Here is a 21,355-nt window from a genome sequence, read left to right as displayed (position 1 = left end):
TTAGAAATAATTAATCCCAGAAGATATAGAGAGATGATGGAAGACAATTGCAGCAGAGAAGAATTAAGCAATGAATTTAACAAATTGCTTGAAATAGGCCAAATTTCATTTTGTACTTTTCATCAGTCATATTCATATGAAGATTTTGTTGAAGGATTACGAAGTGATGAGGAAGGGAACGGATTTGTTCCAAAGGATGGAATCTTTAAGCAAATCTGCAAAACTGCATCTGAAAAAATTGAAAAACGTGGTTCAAAATATGAATTTGATGAAGAGAATATCAATTTTTATAAAATGTCACTAGGAAGCAAAGATGGGGATTACGATATATATAAATATTGCATAGAAAATGACTGCATAGCCTTAGGCAAAGGGGGAGATGTAGACTATAAAAACTGCAGTAATAAAGAAGAGATAAAAAATGAATATTTAAAACAATATCCATCAGCTAAGAGTGATGAGTTTGACATAGATGCTATGAACAGGTTTAAGCTTTGGATGGAAAAAGATGATATTGTGATAATATCATATGGAAATCTAAAAGCTAGAGCTATAGGAAAAGTAACAGGAGATTACTTTTATGATCCTAATACAGAAATTTCTTATAGTCATTTTAGAAAGGTTGAATGGCTATATGTAAGCGATGGAATAGATGTAAAAAGAATATTAAATGAGAAGAAATTTTCTCAACAATCAATATATAAATTTTATAAAAAAGATTTAAATATTGAAAATATAAAGGAACTTATTTCAGCAACAGAAATAGACAATGAAGAAAAGAAATATGTTTTGATAATAGATGAAATTAATAGAGGTAACATTTCTAAGATTTTTGGTGAACTGATTACTTTGATCGAAGAAGATAAGAGATTAGGTGAGAAAAATCAAATAAAGGTTACATTGCCTTATTCAAATGAGCCTTTTTGGGTTCCAAGCAATCTATATATTATAGGAACAATGAACACAGCAGATAGATCTATAGCGCTTTTAGATACAGCCCTAAGAAGAAGATTTGAATTTATTGAATATATGCCAAATCCAGAATTATTAAGTGAAAATGTTGATGGAATTAATCTTAGAGAACTTTTAAAAGTTATAAATAAAAGAATAGAGTTTTTGTTTGATAGAGATCACACAATTGGACATGCTTTCTTTATAAAAGATAATTTGAGCTTTGATGGAATTGTTGAAATTATGAACAAGAAGGTCATTCCACTACTTCAAGAATATTTCTATGGAGATTTTGAAAAAATAGAACTTATTTTAGGGGGAGCAGGAAAGCCAGGAGATAATAACTACTTCATATCAAAAGAAGAAGTAAATCCAGGAATGTTATTCAACAAGAAAAACATTTCAAATGAATATCCTTCACAATATAAATATACAATTGTAGAAAATCCAACCAAGGATGCATTTATCAATTTGTATAGTGATGTTGAGATAGAGGATTAGTATTATGAAACATATTACTCTTTATGAATCCTATGATAATTTAGTAATTAGTGAAAATCGTGAGTTGAATACAATAACTAATAAAGAAGCAGACGAACTTTTTAGGTATGTTGAAAAAAATAAACTAGGTAAAGATAACTTTGTTTGGGGAAGAAATAATATAACATTTATAAACTATGTTGGTTATATAAAATTATCTAACTTTTCTATAGAGATACTGCCTAAAATTAATCTTAATGAAAATAATTATGAAGAAGGAAGAAAGTCATTAATTAATATGCTTCAAAAGTGTGGAATAATAAAAGTTAATTATTCAAAGATAGGGCTTTTAAATATGTATAAAATGAATTTAAACGAGATTTTTGCATACCTTTTTGCTAAAACATTACAAGATGAGTTAGCTAAAGGACCATATCTTGAATATGTTTATTTTGAAGATAATATAACAGCATTAAAAGGAAAGCTATTAGTACAAAAGCATATTAACAATATAGCTGCACATAGCAGCAGAGCAGCTTGTAGGTTTGAAGAATTTTCTAAAGATAATGTTCTAAATCAAATATTCAATTACTGCATATTAAAATTACTTACTAATGTAAAAAATAACGATACAATAAAAAGTTTACGTCATTCCATGGCTAATTTGGCCGATGTATCAAATATACAAATTTGTAGCAACGAAATACTTAATTATAAATTTAATAGACTTAATAATAGATTTAAAGAAACTTTTATATTGGCTAAAATGCTGATTAATGGGTATTCTTCTCTTGGAAGTAATGGTACAAATGAGTCGTTCTCAATATTATTTAAGATGAATGAAGTTTTTGAAAAGTATATATGCAATCTTTTAATCAATAATATTGAAGATGGTATTGTTTATCCTCAGCATAGCAAATATAAGCTTATGATTAAAGAAGATAATAATAGAAGTATTTTTCAATTAAAACCTGATATTGTAGTAGAAAAAGATGGAATGGAAAAAATAATTATTGATACAAAATGGAAAAGAATAGACAGTAGTTACAATAGACATGGAGTAAAAAGAGAAGATCTTTATCAAATGTATGCATATTTAACAAGATATAAGGATGCTGAAACTGTAATTTTATTATATCCATATAATGCTTCAATAAATATTGAAGATAGAAAATACCTTGAGTCTTGGTATTTAGATGACATGCCCGATAAAAAGATCAGAGTATATACTGTTGATTTATCTGAAGAAAGTAAAACTATTTATGAATTGAAAAAGATATTGGAATTGAATAGAAAAAGTAGTTAAATGTATTTTGAGAGCTTATGTTACAGTAAGTTCTTATTTTTATACAAAAATGTTAAAAGTATACTGGAAATTATGATAAAATGTACATAAGTGAGATTAAACTTCACTCTACTATGATATCTTTAAAGGAGAATATTATTTATGAAGCAGAATTTTTGTGAAAATGCTATTAATACATTTATATCAATAAATAACTCAAATGTTCAAGGAAGGACAGAACTCGCAGATAAATTTGGAGTTACTGAGAGAACTATAAGTAGTTATATTAAATATTTAAATGATGAACTGAATACTTGCATAAGATGGGACAAAAAATCTAAAAAGTATGTAATTGAGGACCAGGGAATATTCAAAGAAATAATTAATAACAGCAAACTTGAGCCAATGGATGTTTGGTTTATATTGATTATCTTATTAAGATCCCAATATATATTACCTACTAAAGTTAAGATAATAGAAAATGAATTACTAAAATTTGTTGGCAACAGAGAGAAAAAGGAAATGGAGAAATTATTTGCTTTTGAAAAGACTAATCATTTAGATGAGTATTATCATGAAGACATTTTAAAAAATATCTATAATGCATTTATAAATAAGAAGAAAATTAAAATTCGATATTATAGATCAAGTGAAGATATACGTAATTATATTATAGAACCTCAAAATATAACCTTCAATGAGGGAAGGGTATATCTTATAGCATTAAATGAAAAGAAGGAAGATAGAACCTATAGACTAGATAGAATAAAGAGCATAGAGATTTTAAATGAAGATAAAGAAGAATCTAGTTTTTCACTTTCAGATTATCTTTCTAAGTCATGGCATATGTTTGGTGGGAGAGAAAAAGAAACGAGAATCGTTGTCAAATTTAATAAGAGTGCTGCAAAGATAATTGATGAAAAAGTTGCTGTTAACAAAAGAATAATAGAGAAAGACAATGATTATGTTATATATGAATTTATATCGTATGGAATAGAGGGGATTTGTATTGAATTATTGGGATTAGGCGATAGATTTGAAGTTTTAGAACCAGTGGAACTTAGGGAGAAGATTTTGGAGATTGGGAAGAGGATTGTTGAGAATCACAGTAATTAAAAAAAGTATTATGAGTGATAGGAGAGCACTATAATGAAAATTGAAATGGGAGAGTCTTTGATATATTCATGGCTTAGACATATACAAAATTGCCAAATAGTTCAAACTAATTGGACTGCATCAACTGGAGTATGGAATTTATTAAATCGTGATGAATTAAAACAACTAATGGAAGATACAAATGTATATTTTTATAAAAAATATGGATATGCGATCTACAAAAACAATTCATCCTTAGAACAATTATTACAGCAAGCAGAAATAGATGTTATTGGTATGTCATTTGTAGAGAATGCATCTTCTATTATGGCAGTTGACATAGCGTTTCATGAGTTTGGCTTAAACTATGGTTCAAAAGAAGAAACAGTACAACGTGTTATAAAAAAATGTTTGCGCAGTGTTATGTGTTTATTAGGGTATTTTGGACATACTGGTGGGAAAGTAATTTTTGCATCACCTAAAATAAATAACGCTACAATAAATATCCTCTTACCTTGTATTGATGATATGAATGAACTTTTAAAGAATAACAATATTAGTTATGAAATTGAACTTATAGCAAATGAAGATTTTAACTTTAAAATTCTTCAACCTGTAGTAAATAGAATTAGTAATATATCTGATACAAATGAATTATTTGTGCGAAGCGTGCAAATGTTAAATCTATTTAGTAAGAATGAAGAAAAGTATAATACTATGATACCTAAAACAAGTGTCGATAGACATTCAGAAGACTATAATGTTCAAGTATCAAAAGAGGAAACAAATTCAAAAGAGTATCTAATTGAAGAATATAAAAATTTGAAAATCGGAAAATTAGCTCAAACAGTTATTCCTAGAATATTAAATAGCGATAAAATAACTGATGAGGAAATTAGGCTAGTGCAGGATAAGGATTATTCAAAAGAGACTTTTGATTTACAATTTCCTTTATTAGTTGAAAAATCTAATAATTTTGAGAAAATTAGATATTACTCCGATCCAATTATAATAAAGGGAAAATACTATTATTTATGTTCTCAATGGTATGAAACAAGCGCTAACAATGATAGGCTATATTTGGAAAAATGGCTTTTGTTGCATAGTTAAGAATTTAAACCGTATAAATTTTCACGATATTTAAGAGGTTTTAGACTACTACTATGTGAAGATCTACGTAAGGGTTAGATTAAATATTATATTACGATTGTAAAGAAGGAATTTAAATGGAAGCTTTTAATTTATCATGGACTAAATACGCACCATTAGAAGATGAAACAAGTGTATTAGATCCATTAGCCTTTGATTACTTTGCTCAGATTCTTGGGAATGTGGTTTTACCAAGTTTTACAACAAGAACATCTAGGGCAAGATATTATAGCATGGTTTGTTATGGAATATATATTTCAAAAAAATATTTGCAATTAGAAGGTAATCTTTACTATGAAAAAGATGTATTAGAAGTGTTTAAACTATATGAAAAATATTGGGCGAGAGCTGTAGTTGAGAATTATCAAGGAAAGCTTTTCGAACGTGATGGGAAGGAAAGAGATTTCAGAGGTAAAATGGGTGCTTTAAAATCTTATGAAAAGAATATAACTACTTTAGGTTTGGAATACAAGTTTTTATCAAGACAATTAGAACTTGGAGGCTTAGGTGCTTATAGGACTAGCCTAGAAGCTCTTCAATTAGTTGATGCATCATTAAATTTAACTCATAAAGGTGAGAAGTTAGCTAAGGCTTTTGTTGATACTGCTATATATGACAAATTAGTTTTAAAAGCTATAAGAGATCAAAGTGTAGTTATGAAGGAAGGAAGAGGATCAGTAAAATCCTTTGGATATCATGCTAGTCTTGATGGGTTTATAAATTTTGATGAATATCATGAAGAGGAAATGGGTCTATTAAAAGATTATATATTAAATGATGCTAAATCTATTATACCTGTTAGCTATATTTATCATAACTATGATTATGAAAATTCTAATGCTATGGAGACCATTAAAGATATATCGAATTCTAACGGAAAAACTGATGGAGAAACTTACATTATTCAAGGATATAAAACCATATTAGCATTTGAAAGACTTGCTATTTTATTCAATAGATTATGGTGTAGTATTATTAAAGCAGCAGAGGAGCAGTTTGGGAGCATTACTATAGATGAGTGTATACAAGCTTCCAGAGAAATATTAGATGATATCTTTGAAAATAACTATATTGGAAATCTTGTTACAAAACAAAATTATAGCAGCGTATCAGGAAGTTACCATGGAGGAAGTTTTAACATTTTTATATCTAAATATTCTAAAGGCGAAAATGTAAATTATGAATCTTTTATAATGGATTTAATTAAATATCATATTAAAGTTATGGAAAAGAGAAGAAGTGGAGCTTGGCTAGCAATTGATGGAAACAAAATAATTGTTTTAACAGGATATGACTATCCTAAGAAAACTGAAAATTTAGCTTATCTTCATAGTTATAAAATACCTAATATTATAACTTTAATAAATGATTTGAGGTGGGAACCAAATGATGAAGTACACTGATTTTTTTGAGTTAGTTGATAATGGGGGAAATAAACCTATTGCAGCTGTATTCATGACTTATGGATTTGATGCTGGATTATTTGAGCATCATATTCTTCCAGCTTTTTTAGGAATTGTTGATGATCCAAATGAAAATGAATTAAGATTTAGAAATCAAATAGCACTTAGATTAAAAGAAGTGCCTATACTTGTAATATCAGATGCAAATCAATTTAATGGAGGAAGAACTTTTTTATATGACCATATAGTAGTGGATACTGAAACATTCCATCCAAAATGTTATCTACTTTTATATAAAGAATTTTTAAGAGTTATAATTTCATCAGCCAATATTACAAAATCTGGTCTTTGCTATAATGCTGAACTTGTGTGGCACTATGATACTTATTTAGATGAAGAAGCAACATTATCAAATGATATAAATGAAATATTGTCATTTTTGCAAACAAAATATAATATTCATGATGTTCAAGCTATTAAGGAAATTATAAAATATCTAAAGCAAGTTAATAGAATTGAAGGTTTCCCAAAAGTAATATCAACATGTGCTAAAGAGTCTATATTTACAAGAATTATTGAAGAAATAAAAAAATGCAAAGGAATTTGCAAGTCTATGACAATCGTGTCACCATTCTTTGAAAATGATAAGGAAAAAGCTATGGAAGGCAGTCTTTTAGTTTCGTTTTTTAATGAGTTAATAGAAATTTACCCTGATGTAAAAATTAAAATATGTTTTCCAGCTAGTTTTAATGATTTAGAAAATAAGTATATGGTCAATGCTCCTATTGGCATTTTTCAAGAATTAGACAATAAATTCAAAAATATAAACTTTTTTGTTGTACCTAAGGAATGGGAAAGAGAAGATGAAGAAGCAGTTCCAAGAACACTCCATGGAAAGCTAATAATGGTTGAATTTGATAATGGATATAATCTTTATTTAACTGGTTCAGTTAATTTTACAAATAATGCAATGAGGTCTAAAATATCTAAACTTAATAATATAGAAGTTGGTGTTTTAAATTATACTAAGTCTAAACTTTTTATCCCTGATTGCACAAAGGTAGCTGTTTCAAAACTTAAGGTAATAGAAAAGGACATAGATGAAAATAAGAAACCTTATTTTGTTGAAAGTGCTATTTTTGATGGTGTGGATTTAACTATAAAATTTAAAGAAGATCAAATGATTCTACCATGTGAAATAAAATACAGTGATCATGTGATTTTTAAGCTTATAAAAAAGCAAGATGAGCTTATAATAAATAAATTTTCATTAGAAAAATCACAGGATATTGAAATAGTCTGCAATGACTACAGTTTCTTTGTTCCGATTTTAATTCCAAACAAAGACGAAATTATTACAGAGGATCTTAAGTTAAACTTTGAATTTGATATGAAGGATATTATTGATTACTTAGCAGGCAGATATAGGAGTTTAATTGAACTTGAAAGAATGAAAAGATTAAGTAGCCAAATGAAAGCAGATAGTAATTTATCAATTAATATTTACTTTAGGCAAAATCTTCAGCGTTTTTATAAGGCATTATCTTCTTAAAAAAATGGATTAGAGCAGCCATATTATTCAGAGTGTTCATTTATAAATTATATTAATAATCCAATTGGGATTAAAAATTTATTATCAATGATAATAAGAGATTATAAGAATAAGGTTTCAAGTGAAGGGGAAACGTTTCTATTTTTAGTTGAAATATTACATATAGTTAAGCACTTAGAATTTGAGGAAGATTGGTTAAGAAGTGAATATAAACAAAAATTCCTTATAGACTTAACAGGAGAAGCGGAAAAAATAGTTAAATCTATTGTAAAAGATTCAAAAGGACAATTGAAAAAACAATATCAGCTTATGATAAAAAGTTATGGAGTAGAGGGATAAGGTATGGATATAAAAGAATTAGATGATCTTTTTGACTTATCAAAAAGAATTGATATAGGATCAGGTAAATTACAAACTAAAACTTGTGCTGCAATTATCTCAATGCTTAAAAATACGCCAGGAATCATATTGGGTGATGATGTTGGAATGGGAAAGACTTATATAGCATTTGCTACTGCAGTATATTATCTTTCTAAATATAGAAGTAAACCAGTAATAATTGTAACACCAAGTACTTTATTAAATAATAAATGGTATGAAGATATCAGTAATTTTATAGAAGTAAATTTAAATAAGGGAATTACCTTTCTTAAGAAGGAGCATATTGCTAAGATTGATGACAACTCAACATCTTATATATATGATATTGCTCATAAAGCTCTAAATGCCAAGGTATTACTAATTCCAGTTAATGTGTTTTCTAATATGGGGCATAAGTACGAAAAAAGCTTTTTCTTATCTTGTTGGTTTAGGCATAAAAGATTTCATGGAAAAACAAGAGAAAAGGTGCTTAAAGCTTTAGGCGGAGATGAAAGTGTAAGGAATCCTTCAGACTTTTATGATATGGGAATATCTTATGAGAATATTCCGGATTTATGGTATGAAAAGTTAGATGAAGTGGATGTGAGTAAAAGCATAATCGATGATTACACGATTAATTGTATCTGGAATGAACTAAAAGAACTAAGATACAAAGCAATAAACTCTGTTATGCCTAAATCTTCTTTATTGATCCTTGATGAAGCTCATAAAATAAAAAATGAGTATACAGTTAAAAGGCAAGCCTTAGAACATTCAATAATGGGAAAATTCAATAAAGCAATCTTTTTAACAGCCACACCTTTTCAACTAGATGAAGGTGAACTAAAAGTTATAATGTCTTTATTTGAAAAGGGAAATTCTACTAAAGCTGAAATTTTACAATTTAGAGAAAAAGTAAACAGCTTGTTTTTAGAAATGAGAAAGTATATGGAATTAACAAAACAATTTGAAGACTATGTAAGAAACTTGAATGCAGGTGATAATTTTTTATTGGAACAGTTAATACTAGGAAATATCCAAGAAGAAATTAATTATGATGTAGAGGAAACTTACAAGGTTTATAAATCAGTATGTGAGCAAAAGGCTATACTTGAAAAAGTAATGAGAACTATTATTGTGAGGAATGTAAAGAAAAAGGATGTTTATAGAAAAGAAATTATAGGAGCCTTAGACTCAAATGAAAAAGAAGGTATTTCTTTATCAAAAGAAGCTTATTTACCATTTGCATTAATGGAAAAAGCAATATATGAAATATTAGATAGAGGTGACATGACTTTTATAGCTAATATTAAACAGTCCTTTACTTCATCTTTTGAAACGGCCAGCAAAGTGAGCATTTATAATAAAGATTTACCTTCATTAAAGATGCTTAGAGATATGGAAATAAACAATATAAAGCATCCAAAGATTAATCATGTATCGGATGATGTGGTTAAATATCTTAAAAAGGGTGAGAAAACATTAATATTTTGTAATAGGATTGAAACAGCCAAAGAGCTTAAGGCTAAAATATCAGATAGACTAAATAAATCCTATGAAAGTGATATTAATAAGCTTTTTCAGAGTAATCTTGAAGGATTTGATAATTATTGCAGAAGGTTTTACAACAAGCAAGATTCTTTATGGGTTTTATTGCAAGAAAATTATATATATTCAGTTCTTATTCCAATCATTGAAGCATGTGGAGAAAAGAAAACTGTTCTGCCAAAAGCAAGGGATATAAATAAAGAAGTATCTAATTTATATTCAAGGTATAATTCTGGAGTAAAGGCTAACTATATGTATCTTAAAAGAATAATTGAGCATTTAGTCTTTAAGGTAGTATTAGATAAATTGAAGAATTGGGAAAAGAAAATTTCTAAAGAGCAAAAACAAACAGCAGAAAATATTTTAGATGCTAAATATGTATCCCTTGGTTTAAATTTAGAGCAAGATGATTATGAAGTTGATTCTGAGAATGATGAAATCAAGGAAGAGTTAAGAAATATATCAGATAGAATAATATATAATATTTTAAATTACAAGGGGATATGGGAAAGGTATAGGGAAAATCTAAACAAGTTAAATCCATCTGAACGCGATGAACTTGTTTCGTCTATGATAAGTTTTCTTAGAAAAGATAAGAGATTTTTTGTTGAACTTAAAAATATAAGCGAAAAATATAAAGATAAGGATGAAAGTTTTTGGGTTAATAAAACCTTTAAAAAAGGAGATTTATTAGATTGGGAAAAGGCATATGAAAGATTTATAAATAATTACTTAAATGCCCCAACAGCAACAAGAGAAAACATGAAGCTTGGATTAAAAAGCAGTGATGTAGTAGGAGTAGCAACAGGAGAAACAGGAGATGTTTTAAAAGAAAAGTTAAAAGCAGGATTTAATACGCCATTTTACCCTCAAGTATTAATTTCAATTAAAACATTGCAAGAAGGTCTAGATTTACAAATTGAATGTAAAAGAATAATTCATTATGACTTAGAATGGAACCCAGCATCTTTAGAACAAAGAGTTGGAAGGATAGATAGAATAAATAGCCTTACAGCGAAGTTAAGGGAAGAAGATAAGGACGTTACTTTAGATGTATTTTATCCTTATATTAAAAATACAATAGATGAAAGTATTTATAAAACAGTTAAAGATAGAGAAAAGTGGTTTAATTTGATTTTAGGGGGAACACCACAATGGGATACTTTTGAGATAGATCCTGAGGTTAGTAATATTTCTCCTGGTGTTTTTAAGGAGATACAGGTTGATTTGGGTGTTAAATAAAAGGAGGTTGAAAAATTAAGATTTACTATATTATTCATTAATTATAAGTGTATTAAATATGGCTAGATATGTTATTGATATTGCAATTATATGGGATATGTTTATGAAGTTAGTTTAAGAAGTATGATTGCACAAAGACATTGAATGTTTTTCATAAAATTATAGAGGTTCTCTCATATTTATTGAAACTATAGCTTAAGAGAAATATATATTATAACTTATATAAAAAAGTTGATATGTATTGAAACATTTTGCTTTTGGAAAAATCAATTATTTATATAAATAAAATGGTAATAATGATATAATTAATACAAATTAATATTTAAAGGAGTGTGGGAATATGGAAATCTGGAGTGTAGGAACTGCATTAAGAAATCCTTTAAGAATAACAGGATTTTTAGGAGTTTTAAATAACTTTTTGGGAGCTAATTGGGACAATCAATGCCAATTAGATTATTATATAGAGCTAATACGAGTAGGAGAAGTATCGCCTAGAAATATTAGTGCTAACCAACTAATGGTTATTCAAACACAAGCACGAAGCATAATGTTAAGCAATTATGAGGATGCGCCAATGAGAGGAAGAGTATTAGGCAGCTTATTTGAAAAACTTGGACTTGTTGATTTAAATAGAGGTGTACTTGCTTTAACTAACCGAGGAAACCAATTACTAAATGGTAATATAACACTTAGTGAGTCACTTATTGAAGGTCTTAGTGAATGGCAATATATTCATGCGCAATCACAATGGTCTTCTATAGTTAATGGATTACCGATTAGCCGAAGATTTAGTCCATTTGTTGCCACTTTATATTTAATAGGAAGGGTTAATATTTTAAGTGGCTCAAATACTGGAATATCTTACAGAGAGTTTAATTATTTTGCAAAGACTTTAGATAATTATAGTTTAGTAGATATTTTTGCAAACTGTATTATAAATATAAGAGCTAATCCCAATAATGCAGCAACATTCATAACTTATGTAAATAATAATTTTACTAATATTAAGAATGCAAATGACTATATTGACAATGATATAAAATACTTTGTTCAATCTGAATTAATACAATCTAATTATATTGGAAATGGATTGAATTGCAATTTTGCTAATTTAAATTATGTTCATTTAAATGAAATTATAAACATAGTTCATACATATATACCAAATGCTTTGCAAATTTAATTGTGCAGGGTCTTGTGAATTTTAGGATTTAGATTAAAAAGTTTAGTTGGTAGATATTTAGTAATTATTAGATTTTTAGCAATAAACTAAATTAATTAAAAGATGATGCAAAAATGTATCATCTTTTTTAGATGAGCATAGAAAGTTTAAACGATATATATAATAAAATTAACAAGATTTAAATTTTATCTAAATATTAATAATTATCATTTGACAATTGATTAATTGAAATTATATGTAAAGGCAATACTAAATACAGATTATTTCATTTAATATTTAGGAGATATATTGAAATTTGAATAAATGGATGCTAAATGAAAAAACATTTTACGATAATACTATGAAATAGCATCATAGTATATAATGATAATAAATGGTTTGACTAGTATAATATATTGAGAAATGCTGATTTTGATGATATAATGTCTTATGATGAACATGATTTAGTTGCATTAGGAGGAGTTATTATGGCACGTATATCAGCAACAAAAATTGCTGAAAAATTGGACATTTCTCGATCATATCTTTATTATCTTAAAGATCATGGTGTTTTTAAGCTTAAATTATCTAAAAAAGGTCATATAATATGGAACGATGAGATTGTACCACAAATAAAGAAATATTTAGATAGCAAAAAAGTGATTGAGGAAAAGCCAAAACAAATGAAATATAAAACTTCAGAAATTAATAATAGAAGATATTTGGGGAATAAATACAAGTTAATTCCTTTTATTATTAAAGTTGTTAATGATGAATGTAAAGATATAAATACAGTAGCTGATATTTTTTCAGGAACTGGTGCAGTTGCATCAGCGTTTAGTAATAAAAAGATTATTACAAATGATATAATGTATAGTAACTATATTTGTAATTATGCTTGGTTTGGATCAGAATCATTCTCGCAAGATAAAATTGTAAATATTATAGTTGGTTATAATTCTATTGATATAAATGAAGAAAACTATATGACTCAAAATTTTGCAAATACGTTTTTTAGCTTAAAAGACTGTGCTAAAATAGGTTATATAAGAGAAGATATTGAAAACTTATTCAATAGTAATAAGATAAATTTAAGAGAGCGAGCAATACTTATTATGTCTTTAATGTATGCTATGGATAAAATTGCAAATACATGTGGACATTATGATGCTTACAGAAAAGGCATCAATTTTGATAAACATTTGGAACTATATGTCCCTACTCCAGATGCAAATAATAATAAAAATAACATGTGTTTTAATACTGATGCTAATGAATTGGTAAGAAGTATAGAGGCTGATTTAGTTTATATTGATCCACCATATAATTCGAGACAGTACTGCGATGCTTACCATCTTCTTGAAAATGTAGCTAGGTGGGAGAAACCAGCTGTTCATGGTGTTGCAAGAAAAATGGATAGGACATTATTGAAAAGTAATTATTGTACTATAAAAGCAACAGAAGCATTTGAAGATTTAGTAAATAACATTAAAGCTAAATATATATTATTTTCATATAATAATATGGCTGAAAAAGGTAATGAAAGATCAAATGCTAAGATATCTGATAAGGATATATTTAGAATATTAAGTAAAAAAGGAAAAATTAAAGTTTTTTCTGAAGAATATAAAGCGTTTACTACAGGAAAGTCAAATATTTCTGGAAATGAAGAAAGGTTATTCCTATGTGAGTGTTATGATGATTCAAAAGATGTAATAGCCTCTCCTTTAAATTACATAGGTGGAAAGTATAAGCTTTTACAACAAATATTGCCTCATTTTCCAAGTGATATAGAGTGCTTTATAGATTTGTTCTGTGGTGGTTGTAATGTTGGAGTTAATGTGAATTGTAGCAAGGTGATCTTCAACGATTTGAATGAAAATCTTATTAATTTATTTAATACATTCAAAAGTCTTGATAAAAAGATAATTCTAGAATTGATTAACAAAATTATTGACAAATACGAGCTTTCACGGTCTAATTTGCAAGGATATTCATTTTATGGGTGTGAAAGCACTTATGGACTTGGTAGATATAATAAAGATAAATTTTTAAAATTACGTGAAGATTTTAATAATAAAAAAACAAAGGATCATGAGTATTATATAATGCTTTATGTATTGATAGTTTTTTCATTTAACAACCAAATTCGATTTAATAAATCAGGGAAATTTAATTTACCAGTTGGAAAAAGAGATTTTAATTCTAAAATGGAAACAAAGCTTGTAAAATTTATTGATAGAATTAAAAGTAGTGATTATTCTTTTTGTTGCTTAGATTTCAGAAGTTATGGCTTGGAAAAATTAGATGATAAAAGTTTTGTTTATGTCGATCCTCCATATTTAATTACTTGTGCAACATACAATGAACAGGAAGGATGGAATGAAAAGGATGAAAAAAGTTTGCTTAGTTTCCTTGATAGAATCCATGAAAAAGGACTACGATTTGCGCTATCTAATGTTTTGCGTAGTAAGGGGAAAGAAAATAATTTTTTGATTGACTGGCTAAATAGAAACAGTTCTAAATATAAAGTAATTTATCTAGACTATAATTATTCTAATTCAAATTATCAGACTAAAGATAAGGTTTCTAATTCAGAAGAAGTTTTAATAATAAATTATTAGATAGGGGATAGAGTATGGCTTTTGATAATATTCCATATAAGAGTTATTGTTGGAGTTTAGGCACAACAAGTTACAGAACTAAAAATTTTAATTTAAATATTGAGCTACAATTGGATTTACTTGATAAATTTTGGAAAATACCTAATAATTGTAATGTAGATTGGGTTGCTAATAATGTTATCCAATCAAAATATTATGATTTTATGAAGGAGAACGAATTTGTTACTGGTGAGGCACCGTTGAAGGCAAAAGATGCAAGGGAAAAAACATCTGGATTGGTTGATATTGGTCTAATATATGATAATCGAAAATTGACTGAAGCAGGAGAGGCTTTATTAAAGATAAGTCAAAACAAAGATTTTGCATCTAATAATCAACTTCAAATACCTAAAGATAGCTACTTATATATGAAGCAATTATTGAAAGCATCAAATGAGGTTAACGGAAATGTAGTTCGTCCATTTATAGTGTTGTTATTTCTTTTATCAAAAGTTGATTATTTAACCTTAGAAGAATATACTTATTTACTTCCATTATGTATTAACAAAGAAATTACAGACCAAATGCCAAGAAAAATACAAGCGGTAAGAAATAGTACTATGTCAATTGATGAAGTTATATTAAATATAATTTTAGGAATGAGTAATTATAATGTCGCTTTAGCTTTATTACTGGATAATGATGTAACAGAAGAATTGATTTGCACAATTGGATTTAATAGAAAAAGCCGAACATATGACAAACCTTATTATTCGTTTTATTGTGCACTAAGAGAAGTGTGCTTAAATAAGAATACAGACTTTATATATCAAGTATATGAGAGTAGCAGAAAAATAAAAAATAAGCCAGGAACGTTATGGCGTAATTATCTATTTAACACATCTTCTTCACGTGCAATAGCTAAGGATCCTAAGGCGCATTTAAAATCGACTGAAATATTACATATTAAAGATGAAAGAGAATTTAAAACTGTTTTTTTTAAGATGATGCATTTATTTAAGGTTAAAGCAACACTAAGTGATTATCTAGATTTAAATAGAAGATATATTAGGACTTCAGATATTATTTTGTTTGAAGATAGTGAAGTGAAATTAGATATTGTTCCAAAACAATTTTTTAATTCTGTAATAGAACAATTATATAATGAAGCCTTTAATGTTTCGAATAGAATATTTAGTGATTGCGATTTGGTTGAAATTTCTACTTGCTTGCTTATAAATGAACAGAGAATAGTTAATGGAATTAATAATGAATTAGGAACAAATATTTCAACCATGGGACAAGCTAAAGCAATTGTTGAAAATGAACGATATCGAAGACTTTCTCATTTAATCGAAACACGATTTACTGATGAGATTCTTCTTAAGTTACTTTGTATGTTTGAAAATAGAGATGATGAAGGAATAAACAGTCTTGTTACAGATAATGCAGATATTCCAACTATATTTGAATATGTTTTGGGAATAATTTGGTATAAAGTTAGTGAAAGACACGGAAAAATACTAGATTATATGAAATTATCGCTAGAAGCTGATTTATTACCTAAAACACATGCAGGCGGTGGTGAAGCTGATATTGTATATGAATATTCTGCAACTGAAGCTTATCCAGAACATACCCTTTTATTAGAAGCAACATTAGCTGACGGTACTAACCAACGTAGAATGGAAATGGAACCTGTATCAAGACATTTAGGACAACATATCTTGCGAACAGGCAATCATAATTCATATTGCATTTTTAATACTACATACTTGGATATTAATGTTGTATCAGATTTCAGAGGTAGAAAATATACTCCTTACTTTGATACTAGAGATTATTCAAGGAGTGTAAATTGTATGAAAATTATTCCTTTACAAACATCAGAGTTAAAAAGTATTATTGAAAATAAGTGTACGTATAAGTCGCTTTATTCAGTATTTGATAAAGCTTATAATTCTGGTGAATCAATAGCAAATTGGTATGAAAAGTGTATTGTACAAGAAGTAACTCCCCAATATGAGTATTCACAAATTGTAGAAGAACGACTAGTCGTAGCAGAAAATACAGATATATAAATGAAAGATCTTAAAATCTTATAAAACTTGAGAGTATAAGTGAGTATTTCATGCAAGTTAAAAAATTGTATAATATGATTATTAAGATAGAATGTAATTAATAAAATCAACACAAAAGAGTGAAGCGTTGCTTCACTCTTTTGCGTTATAATATAATAATAATGTATATATAAGGAATAATATTTATATTTTTGATAAAATTCAGGAGGCATAAATGAATTCAGAATCTATTATGTTACTATATTCCACAAAAGATGCAATAGAAGAACTTGATACACAAAAGAAATTAATAAAATTAAATAAGTTATTGCAGCTTATTACCAAAACTCTAATTGAAAATAATCAATATAGTATTCCAACCAATATCCCAGAACTACTCACTTTTCTAAAAACAACATCAGTTAACCAATATATAATCGGAATAACCCAAGAAATATATGCAGTAAATGAATATTTAAATCTTACAGATGAATTTTCTGAATATATTGATGAAGAAAATAGTGAAGAAAAAAGCCAAAAGATAATGTATGATTTATTAAAATTTTTAAGGCAATCAGATTATATCAACAAGGAAGATATTTATAGGGATTTAAGAACATTTATTAGATATAATTACTATATTTCAGTAAGAGAACTGGAACTAGCTATAAAAACTGAGTATGATAAAGAGATATATTTAAAAGTAAGGAATATGTATGAAAAAGCAGATGATTTAATTGGAGAATATGAATTGTGTCCTGTATGTGGAGGGCGTTTAAATTTTAGAAATAGTAAAAATGGTGAATGTATTAAGGTATGCAATTATTACATAAAAGCACAGAACTTAAAACCTATAGTAAAAGAATTTAAAGAAAAAATGCTAAAGCTTAATGATGGAATATACAGATATAACTTAATGTCTAGCATAGGTGAATTTGAAATTTATAATAAATGTTTAGATTGGTTTAAGGATAAAGATGTAATTTTATATCCAAATGTAGATGAATATGATATTTCAATTGTTGATGATATTGAAGATGTTAGAGTGAATCTGGATATAAAAGACACAGCAGATCCAATGAGGTTAATTAAGATATTGATAGAAAACACTAATTTAGAAAAATTAAAAAAGAAAGAAGCTAGCACATTTAATTTCATAGTTATACCAGATCATAGAGAAAAAATATATAAGTTAGAAAATGATAAAAGTTACACCAAAGAGTTAAATGATTTAATGAAAGAGAATAATATTTCAATAGAAGCAGTAAGTGAACATCATTTGAAAAATAAACTTATAAAATTGTTTGAGGAGGTGTAAAGATAAGTGAAATTATTAAAGAAAAGGTTACATGAAGTTTTTAAAAAGCATGGTATAGATGAATTAACTATTTCGCAATTTACGGATGTAGAAATATCCTTATATGTTTTGTCGAGACTAAATAATAAGATAAAAATATATGATGCCTGGAGTTTATTTACAAAATATTTTAGAGATTTATCTTGCGTTGATGAAGATGAAGAATCTATAAAAAATATATTTGCAGTTAGAATTAATAATATCGAATTAGGAAAACAAGGTAAATGGAAAAGGTTAATAGATAATTACTTAAAAATAGGCAATAAGTTAAGGATATATGATTTAGATGATAATGGTTTTATAAAGAGAATTATTGCTCAATATGATGATGAAAGGGAAAAATATTATGATGATGAGATAAAACGATTACTAGAAGAAGAAAAAATAGATGAAACATTGATTGGAGAATATGAACTAGGATATACAAATAAATTAATTAAGCAAAATAAGAGTGAATATAAAAAATACAGTGTACCAGTTATAGAAATAAATAAGAACTATCAAGATCTATTACCTAAATATAAAGATAAAAAGCGAAGTACTATTAGCCAAAATACAAATTGGAAAGAAATTTTCAATATGATGGGTAAAAAATTTGTTAATAGACCTAGTATATCTTTAAGTATGCTTCATGAAGAAGATAGAATTGAAACTAAAGGATTAATTCATGTTGTTGGAGCTTTAGGTGCAGGTAAATCTACTTTTAAGTATTCTCATATTTATAATGAAGTAAAAAGCAATAATTTGAAAATTGGAGTCATAGAAGATACTGTATCAAATGTTATTGCAACAGTTAAAACTTTGAGGAATCTAGGAATAAATGCTGTACCCATAATAGGAATTAGTAATGAATTTAATCATTTAAAAAATTATTACAATTCAATAGAAAATAAAGATAATATTGAAGATGATGAAATACTTAAATATTTATCAGGAAGCTGTATTGCTAAAGCTTTAGCAAATGATATAGAAAAAGCTTTAGAAAAACCTTGTAATAAATTAAGAGAAGGAAAAGAAAAGGTAATATGTCCATATTATAATTCATGTGGGAGTATGTATAGATTTAGGCAGCTTCAAGATGCTGATGTATGGGTAACAACTCCACATAATATTGTAAAAGGAATATTACCAAAGTTTATAGATAAATATCAAAGATCCATATATGAATTATTTTATGATAATTTAGATTTAATAATAGTAGATGAAGCCGATGGAGTGCAGAGCATCTTAGATTCACAGCTTATGCCAAGTTCTCACCTTAACTATGGAAATGAAAGCATTCTTAATAAATTAGTAGATTTCAAAAATGAAATTAATAGTAAAAATATAAACATAAATAAAATTGATGCATATAATTTAATCACAAATATAGGCATACTAGAAGTGCTTTTAACTAAAATAACAAGAATATGTTTAAAGCTAAATAAAGCACAAAGATATTTAGCTAATAAGATGATCACACCTACTGAATTATTTAAAGAAATAAAATTTGTATTAGAGCAAGAAGAATCTAATAAGGAATTTACTGATTATTTAGAAGAGTATGTGAGGTTTACAGATACTTATGAAATTAAAGAAGAAGAAATAAACCATCAGCTAGCAGAAAAATTTAATAAGATTGATTTGATGCAAGAAGAGGAAAAATACCCTGAAGATAGATTTTATAATGATGTAGATAATATATTAGAGAAATTTAATGTTAAACTTCCACTTAATAATAGAGGCAAGAATATTGATAGACAATTGTTTGTTGAAAAGATAGAAATATTGATATTACTTGTTCAATTAGATTATTTAATAAAACTTATTGCACTTCAATATTCTAATTTTCAGCAAAAAGATTATAGTGAAATGAAGCATTTAGATGGAATAGAAATGCCAGCAGATAGATTAATTAAATGGGTAAAAGAACCGTGTATTGGAACTATTTATGGATATAAATTTAGTTTTAAAGAAGGACTTCAAATAGATATGATGAGATATGCAGGTGTTGGTCGTAGTTTACTTGAAAATTGGGCAACATTAAAAGATGATATAAATCTTGAAGGACCAGGAGTCATATGCTTATCGGGTACAAGCTATTCACCAGGATCAGCACATTATAATTTAAAGGCAGAACCAGATATTCTCCTTAAAGGCATAAAAGGTGAAGGGAAAATTACTATGCATTTTGTACCTAAGTTAGATGATAATAATGATCGTTTTATAAGAATATCAGGTGGAAATTATGATTATAAAGAAGATAATTTGAAAGAATTAGTTAGAAAAAATTTAAGAACTATAAAATATCAATTGGAAAAAACTAAAAGAAAAGTATTAATAATCGTCAATAGCTATGATGATTGTGAAAGTGTTGGGGAAATTTTAAGCTATAAAAATGAATTTACTTATAGAATTGTTGGAAAAGAAAACAATGAGGATAAATTTATGATTACAAAAGATAATTTGGAAAATTTTGAAGCACTAACAGATGGAGCAGATATTTGTGTTGTACCATTATCAATAATTTCAAGAGGTTATAATATTTTATCAAAAGAAAAAAATGAAGACGGAAGTGAAAATTCATTTTTTGGAAGTGCATTCTTTTTAATAAGACCTTATATGGTACCAGGAGATTTTGATTCTTATATTCAAATGCTCCACCATAAATTAAATAAGATTATAGAAGAAGTTCAGAATAAATCTGTAGATTATAATACAAGATTAGAAGCCTTTAGAAAAAATTGCTTTGCTGAATATAAAAATATATTATCAATAAGTTATTGGTCAAGGCTAAATTCTGAAGATAGAGATATCATGTCTTGGTTTATGCTGGTTCCAATAAAGCAGGCTATTGGAAGAATGCAGAGAAATGGAAATGACTGTGAAGTGTTTTTCTGCGATGAAGCTTTCTGCACAGCTATTGAAAAGCAAGAAGAACAAAATATAAAGAATAGCGTGTTTTATGCTTGGAATTTATTACTTAAGAAACATATTAATAATGATGTTATTAGAAATCTCTTTGGAAATTTCTGTGATTCATTAGAAAACCTAATTACAGATATAGATAATAAATATATAAATCAATATGAAGAAGAAAATTATTAATAATTTTAGAAATTCAAAAGT

13 protein-coding genes are annotated in these 21,355 nt (G+C 27.1%); all 13 read left to right on the top strand.

The genetic code is table 11. From position 1 onward, the window contains the following. The first annotated feature begins 33 nt into the window (after positions 1 to 33). Entirely contained in the window at positions 34 to 1,452 is a 1,419-nt protein-coding gene (locus tag CLOBL_RS10275) for an AAA family ATPase (protein WP_077858946.1), read from the top strand. A gap of 4 nt (positions 1,453 to 1,456) precedes the next feature. Continuing rightward, the gene (locus tag CLOBL_RS10270) at positions 1,457 to 2,737 is read left to right on the top strand and encodes an McrC family protein (RefSeq protein ID WP_077858945.1); all 1,281 of its coding nucleotides are present in this window, start codon (positions 1,457 to 1,459) and stop codon (positions 2,735 to 2,737) included. Between the two features lie 141 nt (positions 2,738 to 2,878). Continuing rightward, on the top strand, positions 2,879 to 3,832 hold the full coding sequence (locus tag CLOBL_RS10265) for a WYL domain-containing protein (RefSeq protein ID WP_077858944.1): 954 nt from the start codon (positions 2,879 to 2,881) through the stop codon (positions 3,830 to 3,832). Between the two features lie 33 nt (positions 3,833 to 3,865). Then, positions 3,866 to 4,921 carry a hypothetical protein gene (locus tag CLOBL_RS10260; protein ID WP_077858943.1) on the top strand — a complete coding sequence of 352 codons (1,056 nt, stop codon included), beginning with the start codon at positions 3,866 to 3,868 and terminating at the stop codon, positions 4,919 to 4,921. 116 nt (positions 4,922 to 5,037) lie between these two features. Continuing rightward, a complete protein-coding gene (locus tag CLOBL_RS10255; protein WP_077858942.1) occupies positions 5,038 to 6,363 on the top strand; it encodes a hypothetical protein in 1,326 nt (441 codons plus the stop codon). After that, on the top strand, positions 6,347 to 7,915 hold the full coding sequence (locus CLOBL_RS10250) for a hypothetical protein (protein ID WP_077858941.1): 1,569 nt from the start codon (positions 6,347 to 6,349) through the stop codon (positions 7,913 to 7,915). Before CLOBL_RS10255 ends, CLOBL_RS10250 begins: the two co-directional genes overlap by 17 nt. A gap of 87 nt (positions 7,916 to 8,002) precedes the next feature. Further along, positions 8,003 to 8,254, top strand: a complete 252-nt coding sequence (locus CLOBL_RS10245) for a hypothetical protein (protein WP_077858940.1) — start codon at positions 8,003 to 8,005, stop codon at positions 8,252 to 8,254. Positions 8,255 to 8,257: 3 nt separating this feature from the next. Next, complete coding sequence (locus CLOBL_RS10240) at positions 8,258 to 11,065, top strand: SNF2-related protein (RefSeq protein WP_077858939.1); 2,808 nt, start codon at positions 8,258 to 8,260, stop codon at positions 11,063 to 11,065. A gap of 340 nt (positions 11,066 to 11,405) precedes the next feature. Continuing rightward, on the top strand, positions 11,406 to 12,248 hold the full coding sequence (locus tag CLOBL_RS10235) for an AlwI family type II restriction endonuclease (RefSeq protein WP_077858938.1): 843 nt from the start codon (positions 11,406 to 11,408) through the stop codon (positions 12,246 to 12,248). A gap of 467 nt (positions 12,249 to 12,715) precedes the next feature. Next, entirely contained in the window at positions 12,716 to 14,851 is a 2,136-nt protein-coding gene (locus CLOBL_RS10230) for a Dam family site-specific DNA-(adenine-N6)-methyltransferase (protein ID WP_077858937.1), read from the top strand. Between the two features lie 14 nt (positions 14,852 to 14,865). Beyond that, positions 14,866 to 16,911, top strand: coding sequence for an AlwI family type II restriction endonuclease (locus CLOBL_RS10225; RefSeq protein WP_077858936.1), 2,046 nt, complete (start codon positions 14,866 to 14,868; stop codon positions 16,909 to 16,911). 214 nt (positions 16,912 to 17,125) lie between these two features. Further along, positions 17,126 to 18,208, top strand: a complete 1,083-nt coding sequence (locus tag CLOBL_RS10220; RefSeq protein WP_077858935.1) for a hypothetical protein — start codon at positions 17,126 to 17,128, stop codon at positions 18,206 to 18,208. 6 nt (positions 18,209 to 18,214) lie between these two features. Next, a complete protein-coding gene (locus tag CLOBL_RS10215) occupies positions 18,215 to 21,334 on the top strand; it encodes a hypothetical protein (RefSeq protein ID WP_077858934.1) in 3,120 nt (1,039 codons plus the stop codon). The last annotated feature ends 21 nt before the right edge of the window (positions 21,335 to 21,355 follow it).

This window comes from Clostridium sp. BL-8 (assembly GCF_002006495.1).
In the GTDB taxonomy this organism is placed as follows: domain Bacteria; phylum Bacillota; class Clostridia; order Clostridiales; family Clostridiaceae; genus Clostridium.
Note: the sequence above shows the minus strand (reverse complement) of the source record. Positions and strands in the feature narration are given on the sequence as shown.